This window comes from Corynebacterium suranareeae (assembly GCF_002355155.1).
Taxonomy (GTDB): Bacteria; Actinomycetota; Actinomycetes; order Mycobacteriales; family Mycobacteriaceae; genus Corynebacterium; species Corynebacterium suranareeae.
Genome location: NZ_AP017369.1, coordinates 1,080,964 through 1,098,726, shown reverse-complemented (window position 1 = coordinate 1,098,726; position 17,763 = coordinate 1,080,964). Strand labels below are relative to the sequence as shown.

Genomic DNA, 17,763 nt, shown 5'->3' with positions numbered 1-17,763 from the left:
TTTTTGACTGATTCCACTTTCGAACTCTTGTTTGTGGTGAATTTTTGATCAGTGAACTTGCAGGTTTCACATCTACCCCATTGGTCTCAAAATGAACAGCCTCTAGGAGAGTTTTAAAGCGCCCAAATAAGCTCTACCCATGGTGGAACCGATTTGGGACTCTTCAACCCCTTAAATCGATTCCTACAGCTAAGAAGAATATATTAGTTTCGTACCATTTAATTGCGCAACACTACTGAATCAAGCGCTGTAATGAAACAGTTCTTCGTCGCCCTGTGAAATTCGAACTGATACAGCCTCCAAGTCCAGGTGCACTGTGAGCTCTTCCCCTTCAATGCCTGTTGATTTATACGTCAATGTTTCGTTGGCAATGTCTAGGATTTCGGTGCGTGCTTGATATAGCCATGGGTGTTGGCGTCGAAGTGCGATTAAAGCTTTGTAAATATTTTCAATCCACTCACCCAGTGGTGATAGCTCCGCAGGTAGAGGTGGCCGAATGGCGTCATCGCCTGCAATGTTTTCTTCCTTTATTCCGGTAAAGCCTTGTTCATCCCCGTAATAGATGCTGGGCACCCCACCGACGGTGAACAAGATTGCAGCTGCCAAAATAGCGTTGGATTGCCCGATTTGGGTGGCGATTCGAGTGACATCATGATTGCCAATGAAGGTCTGCGGGACAAAGGTTTCGAGGAATTCATTGTGCCGGCCCAAGGTCCATTCCAGTTCAAAGAAGTTTCGTTCTTTAATGCTGCTCCAGATGGCTTTCCACAGTTCATATTCCGTGACCGAATCAATTCCTGACGCATTCACGTATTCTGCGTAATCACCATGAATCATCTCACCCACGATCCACGCGTCTGGGTGTTTTTCACGCACCCTGGGCAAGACTTGAGCCCAAAATTCTGGATCAATCGCATACACCGCATCGAGTCTCCAACCAGCGATGCCACGATCAAGCCAATGATTCATCACGTCAATAACCAACTCCACCACTGCTGGGTTGTGATGATCTAGCTCGGCTAGGATGTCATGACCTTCAAAGGAAGATCCGGTGGTGAGTTCCGCGTACTGTGAGGTAGTGGATACGTGGTTGAACACGCCGTCGAAAAGCACTCCGATGCCGCGCTTACTAGCTGCCTGCAGCAGCGCGTCCATGTCTTCCTCCGTGCCGAGGCGCGGGTCGATGCGGTAGAAATCTTGAGTGTCATATCCGTGGCTGAGCGATGCAAACACTGGGCCCAAAAGGAGTGCATTGCAACCTAGCTCAACGACGTAATCCAGCCAGTTAATCAGGTTGGGCAGGCGGTGGGTTAAAGGCGCTGGTGCTTCCGGTCTAATCGGTGCATCCAGAGCGCCCAGGGGGTAGACGTGCCAAATAATTGCATGTTCAGCAAAGCTCATGCCTCAAGCTTAGGCGGGAGATGCGTTCAATGAGTTCCATGTTCGACGCACAATCCCGGTTCCAAAATTATTCAACCAGGCAAATGCGAGCACGATCGTAGAAATCAGCAGCAACGCAACCGAGAAGCCGGTCTGCGAGTCCGCAACCCCAAACACGAAATCTCGGGCGCCAAAACCTGCGCTAAACGTGAACAGCGTGCCAAAAATCGGCAGCATGCCCACGATGATTCGCGGCTTCCACGCCGCAAAAATCAGCCCCACCGAAAGACCAATGCGGAAAGCAACGGCCTCCGCGACTAGGCGCGAGGTCAGCGGGTCTGCCTGAATGCTTATCGACGCCGACTCCCCCAACATGGTTATCCCCCAGACGAAATAAACCACACCGAGAATCACCAATGCCACCCGCGAAAGTACAGAGCCAATAACTTTGGCATTTGCATGCCTACGCCACTCCGGTTCGACTTCCGCCAAAATAATCTCTGAAAGATCTGGGGGCGTTAATGTTCTTGGTTCAGCGGCACAGAAGTTAAGCATCCTGTTTAATTCCGCGGCACGGTTGTAGTAATTTCTGCACTCTTCACAATTAGCCAAGTGCGCTTCAATCACTGCATCGTCCAAGCCTGTTGGCTCACCATCCAACTTGGCAGAAAGCGCGGCTTGGATGGCACTACAGTCAACCACGTGTGAGCACCCCGTCAACGCTGGCCCGGCCTGATCCAAAGACCACGATCATAAGCAATGACACGATGATCAGCAGGGGAAATTCAATGCCGTTATCAACAGTGAAAAAGCCGGAGCTTAAATGCACGAAATAGATAGCTGCAGCGATCAGCAACGCCAATGCCCCAGCAACAAACGTGGTGAGCAAACCAACAACCAAGAATGCCCCACCCAAAAGCTCAGCAATGGCTGTGATCCACACGGAAAGCTTTGGCTGTGGCACACCCCAGGCTGAAAACTGCCCCGTTGTTTTGGTAACTCCGGAGATGAACAGCTTTTCCCACCCATGCGCCACGAAGATCACACCAAGGACTGCGCGGAAAATCAGCAGGGCTGCATCCCTCACGACCGGTTTATCCATGGTTGATAGAGTACATCAGCCTAGCCCCTGACTCTTAGCGCAACGCTAGTTTGTGCTCCGCAACTCATCATCAACCGTCACATTGCGTGCTGCTCTAAATCCAACAACAGACAAAATGATGGTGCCTAATGCGAGCCCAACAAGGATTGCCGACCATGAACCAATCACCTGGTAGATCGCGCCAACTGCCAGCGGTCCAAGCGCTGCCAGGATATATCCCACAGGCTGCGCAAAACCAGACAAGCTCGCAGTAATCCGTGGATCCCTCGTACGAGCTGGAATCAACGCGATAGCCATGGGGAAACACAAACCACCAAAGCCTAAGAAGAATGACCATAAGAACCAGCCTTGTGATGGCCACAGCCACGTTCCCACGTAGCCCAAGAACATTGAGGTACCAAAGACCACTGGGAACCACACCAAGTTCTTATCCCGCGTCCTGGCAATCGCAACCGGCATTGTGATACCACCAACGATGCCCATGATGCCCACAATGGACAAACCAATCGATGCGTGAGCAGGGCTCACACCTGCATCAATAAAGATCTTGGGCAACCATCCCATTTGGATATAGGCATTCATCGACTGCAGGCCGAAAAACAGCATGATGAAAAATGCCGTCGGTGAGGTCCAAATCTTTCCAGTCGCTCCGGCTTCTACAGTTTGAGCGGGGAAATCATATTTCTTGTTCCACCACATCGGAAGCCAAATAACAACCTGCAACAACGCTGGCAAAGCCCAAATGAAAATCGCCCACCGCCACGCATTAGATCCACTAAACAACAAGGTGGACAGCGGTCCCAAGGTAGACCCCACGCCCAACACAGTGGTGTAGACAGTCATTAAAGCGACGGTATTTTTCCCACCATGAAGTTTAATCCAGGCTGGTAGCAAAATATTAGCGATGGCAATGCCCATCACCACAAAACCAGTGAGGAAGATAAACGCCCAAATATTTCCCACCCATGGGCGAATCACCAGGCCAATCAGCCCCACCACCATTCCAGAAGCTAGCGCACCACTTAAACCAATCTTTTTGGCTAAAGGCACCGCAGCCACACCGAAAATGCCGAAGGCAATTCCTGGTATGGCTGTAATAATTCCGGCGATAGAACCGGACGCCCCAAAATCATGGACGAGATCATCCAACACTGCGCCCACGGACACAATTGCTGAACGCAAATTAAAAGCTGCCACGAGGACAGCTAAAAAGGCAATAACTTTAAATTTGGGGGAAGCTTCGGACATAGTCCGAAATCTTACCCCTTGGCTAACTCACGCGACGCTGACCCAGGTGTCGAACATTTCGACGTGGCTCTTCGTAGTAAGTTTCTTCCGGCATATCCACGACAGGCAGGCCTTCGAAATCCGGTGATTCATCATCGAGTTCTAAGACTACGGCTCCTGGCCTGCGCAACCTTGAGGGAAGGTCTTCAGAGTTGCGCACACCCATGCGGGAGCGACGAAGCCTGCGGATTCGACGTGCACGAAGTTCATTTTCAGCACGCACCTGGCTGCGCAAAGCTACCAGGTAGAACGCCGTTGCTGCGAGCGCAATGACAGGCAACGCCCACACCCAGCCACCAAGCACAAAGCCCAAGATGACAGAAACAACCACTGCCGCTGCAAGACCTAGCAGTGTGCGCTGACGACGGACATATTGCGAGGCAGCAAACTCTCGGTCTGCCTCTGGGTCGTAGTAGCCACGACCACGTCGACGCTGAGCAAATTCGACGTCTTCGGCAGTGAGCTCTTCATCAACCTCATACTCTGGCGTATCTGGTTGTTCAGATTCTTCTGATTTGTAGTCCTCAAAAGCACGAGCTCTGGCAGCGGGATGCAAATGATCCAAGGGAGTGTCATGGGAATCATCTAAATCGTAATGATCCTCTGAGTTCCACTCTGCGGATACTTCTACAACAGGAGCTGGTTCAACATCTTCTTCAATGCTTTCAGCGTGCTCGTTGTCGTTATCCTCAGCGGCCAAGGACACATCTGTGTCCTCATCCAGCTCTACCTCGTCTTGTTTGCGTGGTCGGAAAATACTTGGAGAATCGACAATCTCATAGTCATCGTCCAACTCATCTGATTTTTCCTCATCGTCTAGCGAGGCTGTGGCTAAACTAGGTCGGCGAGGGGATGGAATATTGCTTCCGCCTTCAGAAATAACACGGGTGTCATCGAATGCTTCTCCAGCCTTACGAATGGGCTTTTGGCCTCTAAGAAGTAGCGGTGCGAGCACAACAAGCCACACCACTACAATCAGGCCGATCACGAGGATTCCGGACACTTAAAGCACCTAACCTTCCCGTACGGGTGCAAAATTTAAAACTGGTTTCGAGACTATCGGCAATCCCATTTATGCCAAGGGTGCCACGCCGACAAATTTTTCTAAGGCTTAAAACACCTACCGTCGAAGACGTCCTTCTCTAGTAAGTCTTTCCACTGCGGTTATTGGATATTCATCCGCCAAAAGGGCAACAAAGTGGTGATCCATCCATTTGCCATCGATATGCAAATTTCGGATCAAATACCCCTCTGGGCGGAAACCACTGTGTTTAAGAACTTGTCCTGAAGCTGGATTGCTGGGCAAATAGGTGGCGGTGAGGCGATGAAGACCGATGCGTCGAAAAGCATGATCCACGCCGAGCGCACACGCAGCCGTGGCGATACCGCGCCCCGTCATCGCGCTGGACACCCAATATCCAATCCAGGCATCAGAGATGCCCCCATGCTGAATATTGCCGATGGTCAGCTGCCCCACGAAACGACCATCTAGCTCAATGACCATGGGAACCACCGTGCCCTTGCGAGCAGCCCTAAGCAGATAAGTCACATTATCCCACCACGCCAACCTCGAATGAGCTTCACTCCACGAACTTGGCACCGTTGGTTCCACCGGCTTCAAAAATTCTTTATCCCGCATACGAAGATCCGACCAAGCACGAAAATCACGGCGCTTTAAAGGACGCAACCGCAGCCGTCCCCCATCCAACAACGTGACAATCGGGGTTGCTTCAGGCCAGCCTGGATGGCGATAATGTGTCGGCGCACTACCCATCGAGTTATCGGCCTTGGGCAAGGAAGATCACATCAACCACATCGCCTGGGCGAATCTCTGTGACATCCTCTGGAATACGAATCATGCCGTTTGCCTCAGATAAACCAGCCAGCAGATGCGAAGGCGCACCCGTTGCCCCGCCCAAAGCCTCAACCAAATAATCCTGAGTTTCTGCATCGCGCATCAGCCTGGAACGAATAAAACCTTTTCGCCCAGCCACCGACACCACATGATTGAGCGCACGAGCCCGAACCACCCGCCGGGCAGCATTACTTTTGCCCAAACTCAACCGTACGAGTGGTCGGACAAAGGTCTCAAAAATTACCAACGACGCCAAAGGGTTAGACGGCAGGAGGAAACACGGGATTTTGTTCTCACCCAAAAGCCCAAATCCTTGAACTGATCCAGGGTGCATAGCTACACGTTCAGTGTCAATCTCACCGAGCTCATCAAGCACTTGGCGAATCCCTGAAGATCCCGCACCACCGACTGCACCGGTAATCACGATAATTTCTGAGCGCAGCATCTGAGATTCAATGATTTCTTTGATGCGACGAGGTTCACCGGCTGCGATGCCATAACGGTAAACATCAGCACCCGCTTCCCTACCGGCCGCTGCCAAAGAATAGGAATTGACATCAAACACTTGGCCAAGACCAGGTTGCCGATCAATATCAACCAGCTCCGGCCCCACAGAAATCACCGACATGCGCGGACGTGGATACACCAACACTTTGGAACGGCCCACTGCCGCAAGCAGCCCAATTTGCGCCGGACCCAAGACGGCACCAGCACTAACAGCAATATCACCCGGTTGGATATCATCGCCTTCTTTGCGGACGAACTCCCCCGATCGAACAGGTCTTTGCGCAGTAACTCGCTTTCGACCACGATCCGACCACGCCATGGGCAGCACTGCATCAGCCAGCATTGGAAGCGGTGCACCCGTATGAACCATCACAGCCTGCTTAGGCTGCAAACGCAACGGCTGCTGAGAACCCGCAGCTACTTCACCTACCACAGGCAAAGATTTTTCTGGAGGCGCAATGGGCAGCTGATGACTCAGTGACTTTTCACCACCAACATCAACTGCACGAACCGCATAGCCATCAATCGCCGCTTGCGCGAAACCCGGCAAAGCTCGAGTGGCTTGAACCTCTTCCGCGCACATCAAACCCAGTGCTTCTGCAATTGCAATACGCACTGGCTCTGGAGCTACCGCTGCCTCGGTGACAATGGATAGCTGTTGTTCGACTGATCGCACTACGGACCTCCTAATCGGAACCAGGCAGCTATTTTACTTGAGAATCGACGACAACACTTTCTACAGCAAATTCTGCAGCATTCTCTTCAGCCTCGTGTTCCGCCAAAATTTGCTTAATTGCTTGTTTCAGTTGGGCACCATAAACAGGGTGGGAAAGTCCGAAATCTACACAAGCTGGGATGTAGCCACCAGGGTTACCCAGATCGTGGCGCTTGCCTTGATGGATCACGATATGAACCGGATGGCCTTCGTCGATAAGCAAATCGATCGCGTCGGTGAGCTGAAGCTCACCACCTGCGCCGGGGGTAATGCGGCGCAGGGCGTCGAAAATCTTTCGATCCAAAAGGTAGCGTCCCGTTGCTGCGAACCTTGATGGCGCATCAGCGATGGCAGGTTTTTCCACCATGCCTTCAACCTTTTTCACATCGAGTTCTGAGGTCTCAGCTGAAATTTCAAAGATGCCATAATTGCTGACCTCTGCCTCAGAAACCTCAACCGCACACAGCACAGAGCCGCCAAACTGTGCTCGCACCTGCGCCATGCGCTCCATCACGCCGGTAGGAAGCACCAAATCATCAGGCAGCATGACCGCTACCACATCTTCATCATCATCGAGCACAGACTCCGCCAAACCAACCGCGTGACCGAGCCCCAAAGGCTTTTCTTGAGTAACAGGAACAGCCTCTATCAATTCAGCTGCACGACGAACCTTTTCCACCTGATCAGTTTTGCCACGCTCGAGCAGAGTTCCCTCCAGCTCCAAAGCACGATCAAAATGAGCAAGTACCCCTGCTTTATTCGGTGCCGTAATAATTGCCAACCGGGTTGCGCCCAGCTCAGCGGCTTCACCAGCAATCAACTCAATACCAGGGGTATCGACAACCGGGAGAAGCTCCTTGGGTACAGTCTTCGTGGCCGGAAGGAATCTGGTTCCCAGTCCTGCAGCAGGCACCACAACGGTTTTAACCGCGTTCACGTGCTCATCGATAGGCAAACTCATGCGTACAAGAGTACCTGCCGCCGATTCCCCAAACGCCGTGCCCCTCCGAAAATAACGGTTATCCTTATATTTATGAGCCAAACTAAGCAGGAACTGCGCGCAAAGCTGCTGGAAGCACGCACCAACATGGACGAAGCCTCTCGCACACGGGAAAACGCCGCCATCATTGCCAATGTTTCTTATTACATCCGCTCAAAGCAGCCAAAAAGGATTGCCGCCTACGTGCCGGTCCGCACCGAACCAGGTGGCAGATTGCTTCTCGACGCCCTCCACGCCGCCACCTCCGCCCTGATTTTGCCGGTCTCCCTCGAAGACCGCCGACTCGACTGGGCTTTATACGAAGGCCCCACCAGCTTAGAACCCGGCGCATATGGCATCCAAGAACCCAGCGGAACGCGCCTAGGCCCAGAAGCCCTAAACTTCTGCGATCTTGTTATCGCACCCGCACTGGCCTGTACCCCCGATGGCATCCGATTAGGAAAAGGTGGAGGATTCTACGATCGAGCACTTGCCACCGGAGTCAAGGCTGACGTGGTTACTTTGCTTTTCAACGGTGAAATCCGTGATGACATTAACGTTGAAGAACATGATCTACCCGTCAATGTGATAATTACCCCCGCTGGTGTGCGGAACCTAGGAGCCTAAAAAACAGTCCAACTACTATATGGACCTCAAAAAGACTTTTAGTACACCAAGTTGGCACCGCACACTGGCGCTCAGAAGAATTCTCGCCAGCATCTTAATTGGAATTGCTCTTTTGTTAGTGGCGCAGTCCTGGCTGAAAAAAGATCCATTAGCTGTCGTGGTGCTTCAAGACATTCCTGCAGGCTCAACAGTCACTTCAACAGATGTAGGCCTTCGAGCAGTTCCCGACACCTATCTACCAAACAATTCTTTTTCCTCAGTAGACGATGTGGTCGGTCTCGTTGCCGCCTCAACACTTAGTTCAGGTGAAATTGCCACAGAACCTCGATTCGTCGGGACAGAATTGATAAACTCCATTGTGTCGAATGTCACTGAAGAATCTTCAACAGAGGAAATCAACATGGTTCCACTCAGTTTGGCTGAACCTTCCGTTATCCCCCTACTTCAGCACGGAGACACTATCTCAGTTGTTTCCCAAGACTCCGACACCGGTCTCCCAGAGAAAATCGCTGCAGGTGGAAAGGTCATTCTTGCTGGAGGTACCGACCCATCAACAATATTGATAGCACTTCCAAAATCCCTCGCCGAGAACGTAGCGGCACAATCCCTCAACACTCCACTAGCGGTAGTACTCACCGGAGATCGAGCTAAAAATCACCACAGTGAAAAATAGTTCTCTATTCAAAAAAGTGTACTTTCCGCTACAGTGCATTTGTCGTTCACACTGTCCACAACATTGTCAGGAGTAACAACCATGCTTAAAGGTTTTAGAGATTTCATCCTCCGCGGAAACGTCATTGAGCTTGCAGTTGCCGTGGTCATCGGTACCGCTTTCACTGCGATCGTGACTGCATTCTCCGACTACATCATCAACCCACTGATTGCCTCCGTCGGAAGCACTGACGTTGAAGGACTCGGCTTCCACATCCGTGCCGGCAATGCAGCTACCTTTGTTGACTTCGGAGCTGTTATCACCGCAGCGATCAACTTCCTCATCATCGCAGCTATCGTGTACTTCATCCTTGTTGCTCCAATGAACAAGCTCAACGAAACCCTTGCAAAGCGTAAGGGTGTTGAGGAAGAAGAGGAAGCACCAGCTTCCATCGAAGCAGAACTTCTCACTGAGATCCGCGATCTACTGCAGGAGCAAAAGCGCCTCCAGTAGGAAGACTTTTGTGTGAAAAAAGCGACTGAGCATGGTGCTCAGTCGCTTTTAAAGTTTTAGCTCAAGCTTTAGCTTAAGTTTTAGCCGTGATGCGGTGGCTGTTGTTCCTTCCAAAACTCCATGCCTGTCGGCTGATCGTCTTGTTCGGGATCCAGCGCAACTTCACGCTGATCATCTTGAGTTGATTTATCTACAGGACTATCGGCGGTGCGATCATAGTCTGCTGAATCAGACACCCGAAACGCTCTTCTACGTTGTTTGCTCACAATCCACCGACTTTAAGCAACTGAGGTGCGCAGCTGACCTACGACAAAATCAACCAAAGGAGCCAACGTTGCCATACCATCACGAATAGCTGAGCGAGATTCCGCAAGATTAACTACCACTGTGGAACCAGACACGCCAGCTACACCTCGAGACACACTGGCGTCCACTGCACCACAAGCCAAACCAGAGGCACGAAGTGCTTGGGCTATTCCGGGGATATCTTGATCCAACACTGCGCTAGTAGCCTCAGGGGTTTTATCCCTTGGGCCAACGCCTACACCACCGACTGTGAGAACAAGATCTGCTCCTCCAACAACGGCCGTTTCAATCGCTTGCCTAATCTGAGATTTCTTAGACCTCACACTAACCACAGCATCGACATTAAAACCGGCCTCTAAAAGCAGTTCTGTAACCAACCTTCCGGTGCCATCGGTTTCAGCAACGTGATCTTCAACCAAGACAACGAGGGCTCGCTTCTGTGAGGTCACCGAGAATTCCTGTTCAGTAGCCATCAGAAATTCCGGATCCGGCTCAACATCTGGAAGCGGAACTCGTGTTTCTACAACATCAGTAAGACTTCCCAACGGATCCTTGCTCATAGTCCCTCACTCAAATTTGACTGTTTATTTTAATCTCTTTTAAAACTACTCACTCGTCAGAGTAACCTCTACCTCTCGACTCTGCGAGGTATCTGGCTGAGTAATTGTCAAAGTAACAGTTTCACCAAAGTCATGGGAGCGAACTGCTGCAATCAAGGAATCTGGGCCGTCAATAACGCGGTCATTAAGTTTGGTCACCACATCTCCCGGCTGTAATCCTGCTTCAGCACCCGGTCCGCCATCTTGGACGCTCGCAATTACTGCACCTGAAACAGAATTATCAGTACCTACTTGCACACCCAACATGGGTTGAGTTACCTGACCGGTAGAAATCAGCTGATCCGCCACTCTCTTGGCAAAGTTAGACGGGATAGCAAAACCAAGACCAATCGAACCCGCCGTATCGCTAGTGCTTGAAATAGACGCGATCACTGAGTTCATTCCGATGAGGTTGCCTTCCATGTCCACCAGCGGGCCACCTGAATTACCAGGGTTGATTGCAGCATCGGTTTGGATTGCATCAATTAATGAAGACTCGCCACCTTCACCAGAGGCACGAACCGGACGATTGATTGCGGAAACAATACCAGTGGTCACGGTTGAGCTTAAGCCCAATGGTGAGCCAACAGCCATCACATCTTGCCCCACGGTCAAGGAATCAGAATCACCAAAGCTCATGACGGGCAAATCTGACACATCCCTAATTTTGATAACTGCGATATCTGTAGAGGGATCCCCTGCAATGAAATCAGCCTGCGCAGTAGTGCCGTCTGAAAAGCTCACTTCAAGAACGCCGCTTTGTTCAACGCCCGCAACAACGTGATTATTCGTCATAACGTATCCGTCTGAGGAAATAATCGATCCAGAACCTTCGGAAGCAGCGGTTCGCGTAATGGCTTGAATTGAAACCACCGAAGGAAGCACCGCAGATGCAACCTGCTCTGCTGAACCAGGCTCTGCATTAGTGGTGCGCTGAACACTCGGCTGCTCTAGGGCGTTAAAAGGAGTGGAAGAATCTGATCCAAATTGCGTTGCTGCAATTCCAACCACGCTGCCTGTAACAACTGAACCGACAAGCATCAATGCTAGTGCGGTACCCACACCAACTTTCCGCTTTTCTTTAGCGGGTTTTACATCAGTACTTAGTGGCTGGTTATCCCAACTTGTCCATGCTGGAGGTTGTTGTTCATTTTCCGGCTGAGCAGACTGTTCCGCATTAAAGCTGGCGTTGGGATATGGATTTTGATTCGAGGTGGTGTTGCCCCACTGCGGATAGGAACTACGCACGTGTTCGAAGGAATTCGTCTCAGCTGAGGCGCGATCTGGGTTCTCACCATTATTTGTGGGGAATTGATTTGTCATGATTTGATTATGAACCTTATCTCTGGCCTGGCACTCTAAGTAGTCTGAACACTTGCTGTGAGCTCTGTAGTGGTTTAATCATCTACATTTTCGAACCTGCTGCGAATAGGTTCCCCGGGTAAATCGATGATGATGCGAGTCCCTCCATCGTCTGATTCTCCCACTACCAATTTTCCACCGTGACGGTGCACGACCTGATGCACAATCGCCAACCCCAGGCCTGATCCGGGCATCGACCGTGAACTCACCGACCGGTAGAAACGCTCCAAAACCAATTCCCGCTCTGATTCAGCAATTCCGGGTCCAGAATCATCAATAACAATGCGAGCTGTTTCATTGTCCAACTGAGTCAACAAAACTCGCACTGTACTATGTTCTGGCGACCACTTAATGGCGTTATCTAAAACATTGACCAACGCACGGGTCAAAGAGAAATCATCGCCTTGCATCTCCCACTGCACAGTTTCGGAGACGTCAATGTTTACAGTAAGACGACGACTTTCAATTCGGTCAAGTGCAATTTCCAGCACTTGGTTTAGATCTACTGTTTCTAGAACTTCGGTGCGTTCTTCACGTGCTAGATCAACCAAATCCCCAATGAGATCAGACATTTCAGACATCTGGGCTAAAACGTCATGACGCAAGCTGTCTAATTCCTCTTTGGGAATGCTATGTCCCCCATTTTTGGAAGTCATCAACAGCAGCTCAATATTTGTCCGCATAGAGGTTAACGGAGTTTTAAGCTCATGTCCGGCATCAGCCACCAATTGGGATTGACGCTTTCTCGATTCCCGCAAAGCATGCAGCATGTCATTAAAGCTTCGGGTCAACTTGGCAAATTCGTCATTTCCTACGACAGGGATAGAACGCAACTCATCTGTGCGCACAATATCTTCTACTGCCCGTTGCAGTTTGGCTAAAGGTTTGAGCCCTTCATTGGCAATGACGAAACCCAAAAGAATTGATGCCAATACTCCACAGCCACCAATGAGAAGCAAGATCACGCCGAGTGTGGTCAATTGTCTTTCTGTTTCGACCATATTCTTGGCCAGTACTACCACCGCACCAGTATCATCTCGTTTTACCAAGATTCGTTCCACGGTGGTGCTGATCAACAAAGAACCAGGTTCTTTTTGGTTCAGGAAATCTGCTTCGGGAAGTGCAATGGACTCACCGATCACGTATTCCCAACCTGGTGGGATCAGCGCAACACGAACACCTCGCGCATAATCACCAAAAGCATCGATCTCAGTTTCTACGTTGGCGTAAAAGCCAGGAGATTTCGCCCGGTCAAGCAGGATTTCAGCATGATCTTCCAAATCTCTCTCGATGGAATTGGTGATATAGCTCGAGACCGACCAATAAGCGGTAACTGTGATTACTCCAACGGCAAATGCCACGAGTGTTGCGCTGAGCAGTGCAAGCCGCCAGCGTAACGACATGGAACCTTCGATTTCTTCAGTTTCAGCAATGGGGTTCTCGTTGTTTCCCGAACTGGCGCGCCTTAATGTCACGGAGCCGTCTCTCGCACGACGTATCCAACTCCACGCACGGTGTGAATTAGTCGGTTTTCCCCCTCCTGCTCTGTTTTGCGTCGAAGGTAGCCGATATAAACTTCAAGTGCATTGCCAGAGGTTGGGAAATCATAGCCCCATACTTCTTCCAAGATTTGGGCACGAGTTAATACCCTACGTTGGTTTTTCATCAGCAAGTGCAACAGTGCAAACTCAGTTCGGGTAAGGCTGATGTACCTGCCGTTGCGACTCACATCGCGGGTCTCTGGATTCAGGCTTAGATCACCACAGGTTATTTCTGCGTATTCTGCATTGGAAATTTGATTCGCTTCCGCTGCAGAGCGACGTACAAGAGACCGGACACGTGCCAGCAGTTCTTCAAGTGCAAAGGGTTTAGCGAGGTAGTCATCAGCGCCTGCATCAAGACCACCTACACGGTCTGAAACATTATCTCTGGCTGTCAGGATGAGGATCGGGCGGTCATCGCCTTCACTACGCAGGTGACGACACACTTCAAGACCATCCATACGAGGCATCATGACATCGAGGATGACCAGAACTGGCTGTTCCTTTTCAATCATTTCTAAGGCTTGAATACCATCTTCTGCGAGGAGTACGGTATACCCGTTGAATGATAAGGAACGGCGTAATGATTCACGTACGGCATGCTCATCATCGACAACCAAAATTTTCATATATACCCTTTTCGCTTTCCAGAACGCGCCACCGCTTCGCTTCAATTGGGAAGACTACACGTTGGAATATGTTTCGATTATGCTAACACTTTCGAGACACAAAGAAGCCAGTTACCTCACCCTATACAGGGGAGATAACTGGCTCTTAATAAATCCTTATATGCACGTTAGCGCATATTAAGAATTTTAGGTTTAGAACTGCTCTACGTCCACGAGACCGAGCTGTGCTGCCTTGACCAGACGGCGTGGGATGCGAACGGTCTGACCGTCGATCTTGACCTCTTGAAGGGCGACATTGTCAGCCTTCCACTGGGAACGGCGCATGCGGGTGTTTGCGCGGGACATACGGCGCTTTGGAACTGCCATTGTTTTCCCTCCTATGCCTTCTTCTTGCGGCGAGCCATGCCACCGAAGCGGCGCTCGAACTTCTCAACACGACCAGCGGTGTCCATGACACGCTGAGCGCCGGTCCAGAATGGGTGAGACTCGCTGGTGACGTCAACGACGATCAGTGGGTACTCGTTACCATCTTCCCAGGACACGGTGCGGTCGCTGGTAGCGGTGGACTTGGTCAGGAACTGGAAGCCAGTACCTGCGTCCTGGAAGACTACCGCATGGTAGTCGGGGTGGATATCCTTTTTCATTTACTCTCGATTCCCTCAGGATTGAAACTTCAGGTCGGTTCCACGTAATTGCAGATCGTGCCCGAGTTGGGTTCGGTAAGTATGCATCGCCATGATTTGGCAATGAACCTCCAATACCTTACACCCGTTAGAGGTGTAACTAAAATTTCACCTTCAAATTCTTGCCACACAAGCCAAAATAGCGCAATCACTATATGATGGATTTGTCATATAGCCTAGTCGTGGAGGAATTATGTTGAGCTCCAAGGACTTGCCAATTTATCAGCGCAAAGCTGACCTTTTTAAAGGTTTGGCACATCCCTATCGCGTTAGAGCACTAGAGATCATTGCGGCACATGATGAGGTTCCAGTAAGTCACATCACCAAAGAAATGGACTTGGAAGCCTCTCATGTTTCCCAGCACCTTAAAGTATTGAGGAAATTTGGACTGGTTACTTCCCAACGCGATGGCTTGGTGGTCAATTACCGGCTGGCATACCCAGAAGTTGCTGATTTTCTGAAAGTTAGCCGGAAACTACTCACAAGAATGGCGGATGGACATGCGTGATTTACTTCCATCAAGAGATGACTACCGCCTACTTCGACTGTCCTGGAAGATGGACATCGCAGCAGGTGTGACCGTGGGTATCGTAGCCCTACCACTGGCATTAGCTTTTGGCGTAAGTTCCGGCGTCGGCGCTGAGGCCGGATTGGTAACAGCGATTATCGCTGGCTTAGTTGCGGCTATTTTCGGCGGTTCCAACGTTCAAGTATCTGGCCCAACGGGAGCTATGGTTGTGGTTCTAGCGCCAATCGTCGCGCAATACGGCGTTGGCGCAGTTGCTCTTTTAAGTCTGATGGCTGGTGTGATTGTCCTTGCTGCAGGTGCACTTCGGCTGGGGCGCACAGTCAGTTATATTCCTTGGCCGGTGATTGAAGGTTTTATTGCCGGCATTGGCGTGATCATTTTTCTCCAGCAAGTCCCGGCAGCGTTTGGCTACACAGGAGAATTACCCACAAACGCTCTTCTTGCCGCAATCCATACTGTTTCCCATGCCACCAAAGATGCGGTCCTACCCTTATTAATCATTGTTGTCACCGCAGCAATCATGATTATTTTAGGAAAACTTGCCCCAAAGCTTCCTGCGAGTTTTATCGCAATCCTTGTTGTCTCCATTGGGGTTGCCTTGCTCAAACTTCCAGTAGACCTCATTGGTGAACTTCCAAATTCACTTCCTGCACCACATCTTCCCGCTATGGATCTGGAGATGTTTACCAGCTTGTTGGGACCTGCCTTTGCCGTTGCAGCATTGGCAGCGATCGAGTCTCTCCTGTCAGCACGAGTGGCAGCATCGATGGCGGATACGGGACCGTATAACGCGGATAGAGAGCTGGTCGGTCAGGGGTTGGCGTCGATAAGCGCAGGCTTTTTTGGCGGCATGCCGGCAACAGGCGCAATTGCGCGTACGGCGGTCAATGTGCGCTCTGGCGGGCGCACGCGGATGGCGTCGATTATCCACGCGCTGGTGCTGCTGGGCGTGGTATACGTTGCAGCTAGCATTGTTGCCGTCATCCCGCTGGCAGCGCTGTCCGGCGTGCTCATGGTGACCGCAAGCCGCATGGTGTCCTTTGAGGTTGCCTCGCGCGTTATGCGCTCAACGCGTGCGGATGCAATCGTGTTTGTGATCACGGCGATCGTCACCATCAGCGTTGACCTGGTTATTGCAGTGGGCATCGGCATCGCCGTGGCGGCGTTTTTCATCCTGCGACGCATGAGCATCAACGCCGGCGTCTTCCGGGAGTCCCTGCCCGAACCGGCCATGCTTCACGACGAAAAGATCGGCCTTTTCCGTATCGAGGGCGCATTGTTCTTTGGTGCTGCTGAACGTCTCGCCCAACAAATCCTCGATTACAACGATCTAGAAGTTGTCATTCTGCGCCTCTCCCACATTCAAATGATCGATGCCACCGGCGCCCATCAACTCACCGAGCTAGTTAATACCTTGGAGAGAAAAAACGTCACTGTATTAATTAAAGGTGTCCGAAAAGAACACATCCATGTGCTCGGCGTCCTTGGTGCCATCAGGTCACTAAGGCATGAGAACCACCTTTTTGAAGACCTCGCATTGGCAGTTGAACATGCACGAGAACACGTTAAGATCGACAATCAATGACGCGGAACATAAGGCTTAAACCTGCGACTGAATAGGCGATTAGGTGTTTTGGGGCTCAGTATGTAAACTTGTCCCTTGCTGTTGTCGTAAATATTCGTTATCGCCCCGTCAGCTGGCATGCTCGCGCCCCGGTCACCCGGTGCGGCGCGTCTTCTAACTGAATGTGGGCGGCTAGGAGAAAGTAAGTTATGTCGGCACATTGCCAGGTAACGGGACGTAAGCCGAGTTTCGGCAAGACCGTCTCACACTCGCACCGACGCACTTCCCGCCGTTGGAACCCCAACGTGCAGCGTCGTAAGTTCTACGTCCCTTCCGAGGGCCGTACCATCACCCTGACCGTTTCCACCAAGGGTCTGAAGGTCATTGACCGCGACGGCATCGAAGCTGTTGTTGCTCAGATCCGCGCACGTGGGGAGAAGATCTAAAGATGGCACGTAATGATATCCGCCCCATCATCAAGCTGAAGTCTACTGCTGGCACTGGTTACACCTATGTCACCCGTAAGAACAAGCGCAACAACCCGGACCGTATCACTCTCAAGAAGTACGATCCAGTAGTCCGTAAGCACGTCGAATTCCGCGAGGAGCGATAATCAATGGCTAAGAAGTCAAAGATCGCCAAGAACGAGAAGCGCAAGGAAATCGTCGCCCGCTACGCGGAGCGTCGCGCTGAACTCAAGGCTATTATCCGTAACCCAAACACCTCTGATGAGGATCGTCTGGATGCACAGTTCGAACTAAACAGCCAGCCACGTGACGCTGCTGCTGTTCGCGTTCGTAACCGCGACTCACACGATGGTCGCCCACGCGGCTACCTCCGTAAGTTCGGTCTTTCCCGTGTCCGTATGCGCGAGATGGCTCACCGCGGTGAGCTGCCGGGCGTTCGTAAGTCCAGCTGGTAAGGGAGTTTTAC

23 protein-coding genes are annotated in these 17,763 nt (G+C 51.2%); 8 read left to right on the top strand and 15 right to left on the bottom strand.

Annotated features, from left to right (window positions below; genetic code table 11):
- Positions 1 to 240 precede the first annotated feature (240 nt).
- From N24_RS05225 to N24_RS05190, 8 genes are all read right to left on the bottom strand, one after another.
- Positions 241 to 1,401, bottom strand: coding sequence for an alpha-amylase family protein (locus N24_RS05225; protein WP_096454944.1), 1,161 nt, complete (start codon positions 1,399 to 1,401; stop codon positions 241 to 243).
- A gap of 9 nt (positions 1,402 to 1,410) precedes the next feature.
- Positions 1,411 to 2,082, bottom strand: a complete 672-nt coding sequence (locus tag N24_RS05220; protein WP_096454941.1) for a zf-HC2 domain-containing protein — start codon at positions 2,080 to 2,082, stop codon at positions 1,411 to 1,413.
- On the bottom strand, positions 2,075 to 2,482 hold the full coding sequence (locus N24_RS05215) for a DoxX family protein (protein WP_096454939.1): 408 nt from the start codon (positions 2,480 to 2,482) through the stop codon (positions 2,075 to 2,077). Before N24_RS05215 ends, N24_RS05220 begins: the two co-directional genes overlap by 8 nt.
- 45 nt (positions 2,483 to 2,527) lie before the next feature.
- Entirely contained in the window at positions 2,528 to 3,730 is a 1,203-nt protein-coding gene (locus N24_RS05210) for a CynX/NimT family MFS transporter (protein WP_096454937.1), read from the bottom strand.
- A 22-nt stretch (positions 3,731 to 3,752) separates the two neighbouring features.
- Positions 3,753 to 4,772 carry a divisome protein SepX/GlpR gene (gene sepX / locus N24_RS05205; RefSeq protein WP_096454935.1) on the bottom strand — a complete coding sequence of 340 codons (1,020 nt, stop codon included), beginning with the start codon at positions 4,770 to 4,772 and terminating at the stop codon, positions 3,753 to 3,755.
- Between the two features lie 117 nt (positions 4,773 to 4,889).
- Entirely contained in the window at positions 4,890 to 5,543 is a 654-nt protein-coding gene (locus N24_RS05200) for a GNAT family N-acetyltransferase (protein ID WP_197702374.1), read from the bottom strand.
- Between the two features lie 4 nt (positions 5,544 to 5,547).
- On the bottom strand, positions 5,548 to 6,807 hold the full coding sequence (gene glp / locus N24_RS05195) for a molybdotransferase-like divisome protein Glp (protein ID WP_096454933.1): 1,260 nt from the start codon (positions 6,805 to 6,807) through the stop codon (positions 5,548 to 5,550).
- Between the two features lie 28 nt (positions 6,808 to 6,835).
- The gene (locus N24_RS05190) at positions 6,836 to 7,807 is read right to left on the bottom strand and encodes a UTP--glucose-1-phosphate uridylyltransferase (protein ID WP_096454931.1); all 972 of its coding nucleotides are present in this window, start codon (positions 7,805 to 7,807) and stop codon (positions 6,836 to 6,838) included.
- Positions 7,808 to 7,879: 72 nt separating this feature from the next.
- On the opposite strand from N24_RS05190, the gene N24_RS05185 reads away from it, so the two are divergent.
- The 3 genes from N24_RS05185 to mscL all read left to right on the top strand — a co-directional run bounded on the left by N24_RS05185 (position 7,880) and on the right by mscL (position 9,617).
- Positions 7,880 to 8,452, top strand: a complete 573-nt coding sequence (locus tag N24_RS05185; RefSeq protein ID WP_096454929.1) for a 5-formyltetrahydrofolate cyclo-ligase — start codon at positions 7,880 to 7,882, stop codon at positions 8,450 to 8,452.
- Between the two features lie 118 nt (positions 8,453 to 8,570).
- The gene (locus tag N24_RS05180) at positions 8,571 to 9,125 is read left to right on the top strand and encodes an SAF domain-containing protein (protein WP_096459767.1); all 555 of its coding nucleotides are present in this window, start codon (positions 8,571 to 8,573) and stop codon (positions 9,123 to 9,125) included.
- Between the two features lie 81 nt (positions 9,126 to 9,206).
- Complete coding sequence (gene mscL / locus N24_RS05175) at positions 9,207 to 9,617, top strand: large conductance mechanosensitive channel protein MscL (RefSeq protein WP_096454927.1); 411 nt, start codon at positions 9,207 to 9,209, stop codon at positions 9,615 to 9,617.
- Positions 9,618 to 9,697: 80 nt separating this feature from the next.
- Here the strand turns inward: mscL and N24_RS05170 are convergent, their stop codons facing one another.
- From N24_RS05170 to N24_RS05140, 7 genes are all read right to left on the bottom strand, one after another.
- Positions 9,698 to 9,853: a hypothetical protein gene (locus tag N24_RS05170; RefSeq protein WP_231910882.1), complete on the bottom strand. Its 156-nt coding sequence runs from the start codon at positions 9,851 to 9,853 to the stop codon at positions 9,698 to 9,700.
- Between the two features lie 42 nt (positions 9,854 to 9,895).
- Positions 9,896 to 10,483, bottom strand: a complete 588-nt coding sequence (locus N24_RS05165) for a MogA/MoaB family molybdenum cofactor biosynthesis protein (RefSeq protein ID WP_096454923.1) — start codon at positions 10,481 to 10,483, stop codon at positions 9,896 to 9,898.
- A gap of 45 nt (positions 10,484 to 10,528) precedes the next feature.
- Positions 10,529 to 11,845, bottom strand: a complete 1,317-nt coding sequence (locus N24_RS05160) for a S1C family serine protease (RefSeq protein WP_096454921.1) — start codon at positions 11,843 to 11,845, stop codon at positions 10,529 to 10,531.
- A gap of 74 nt (positions 11,846 to 11,919) precedes the next feature.
- Positions 11,920 to 13,287 carry a HAMP domain-containing sensor histidine kinase gene (locus tag N24_RS05155; RefSeq protein WP_096459764.1) on the bottom strand — a complete coding sequence of 456 codons (1,368 nt, stop codon included), beginning with the start codon at positions 13,285 to 13,287 and terminating at the stop codon, positions 11,920 to 11,922.
- A gap of 68 nt (positions 13,288 to 13,355) precedes the next feature.
- Positions 13,356 to 14,054 (bottom strand): response regulator transcription factor, encoded by a 699-nt coding sequence (locus N24_RS05150; RefSeq protein ID WP_096454919.1) that lies wholly within the window; start codon positions 14,052 to 14,054, stop codon positions 13,356 to 13,358.
- Between the two features lie 192 nt (positions 14,055 to 14,246).
- Positions 14,247 to 14,420: a 50S ribosomal protein L32 gene (gene rpmF, locus N24_RS05145; protein ID WP_003858448.1), complete on the bottom strand. Its 174-nt coding sequence runs from the start codon at positions 14,418 to 14,420 to the stop codon at positions 14,247 to 14,249.
- Between the two features lie 11 nt (positions 14,421 to 14,431).
- Complete coding sequence (locus N24_RS05140; protein ID WP_015650714.1) at positions 14,432 to 14,698, bottom strand: type B 50S ribosomal protein L31; 267 nt, start codon at positions 14,696 to 14,698, stop codon at positions 14,432 to 14,434.
- Positions 14,699 to 14,930: 232 nt separating this feature from the next.
- Here N24_RS05140 and N24_RS05135 point away from each other — a divergent pair, with 232 nt between their 5' ends.
- The 5 genes from N24_RS05135 to rpsN all read left to right on the top strand — a co-directional run bounded on the left by N24_RS05135 (position 14,931) and on the right by rpsN (position 17,752).
- On the top strand, positions 14,931 to 15,245 hold the full coding sequence (locus N24_RS05135; RefSeq protein WP_096454917.1) for an ArsR/SmtB family transcription factor: 315 nt from the start codon (positions 14,931 to 14,933) through the stop codon (positions 15,243 to 15,245).
- On the top strand, positions 15,238 to 16,851 hold the full coding sequence (locus N24_RS05130) for a SulP family inorganic anion transporter (RefSeq protein WP_167382038.1): 1,614 nt from the start codon (positions 15,238 to 15,240) through the stop codon (positions 16,849 to 16,851). Before N24_RS05135 ends, N24_RS05130 begins: the two co-directional genes overlap by 8 nt.
- Positions 16,852 to 17,039: 188 nt before the next feature.
- A complete protein-coding gene (gene rpmB / locus N24_RS05125; RefSeq protein ID WP_066565013.1) occupies positions 17,040 to 17,276 on the top strand; it encodes a 50S ribosomal protein L28 in 237 nt (78 codons plus the stop codon).
- Positions 17,277 to 17,278: 2 nt separating this feature from the next.
- Positions 17,279 to 17,443, top strand: coding sequence for a 50S ribosomal protein L33 (gene rpmG, locus N24_RS05120; RefSeq protein ID WP_006063179.1), 165 nt, complete (start codon positions 17,279 to 17,281; stop codon positions 17,441 to 17,443).
- Between the two features lie 3 nt (positions 17,444 to 17,446).
- Positions 17,447 to 17,752, top strand: coding sequence for a 30S ribosomal protein S14 (gene rpsN, locus N24_RS05115; RefSeq protein WP_003858409.1), 306 nt, complete (start codon positions 17,447 to 17,449; stop codon positions 17,750 to 17,752).
- Positions 17,753 to 17,763: the final 11 nt, after the last annotated feature.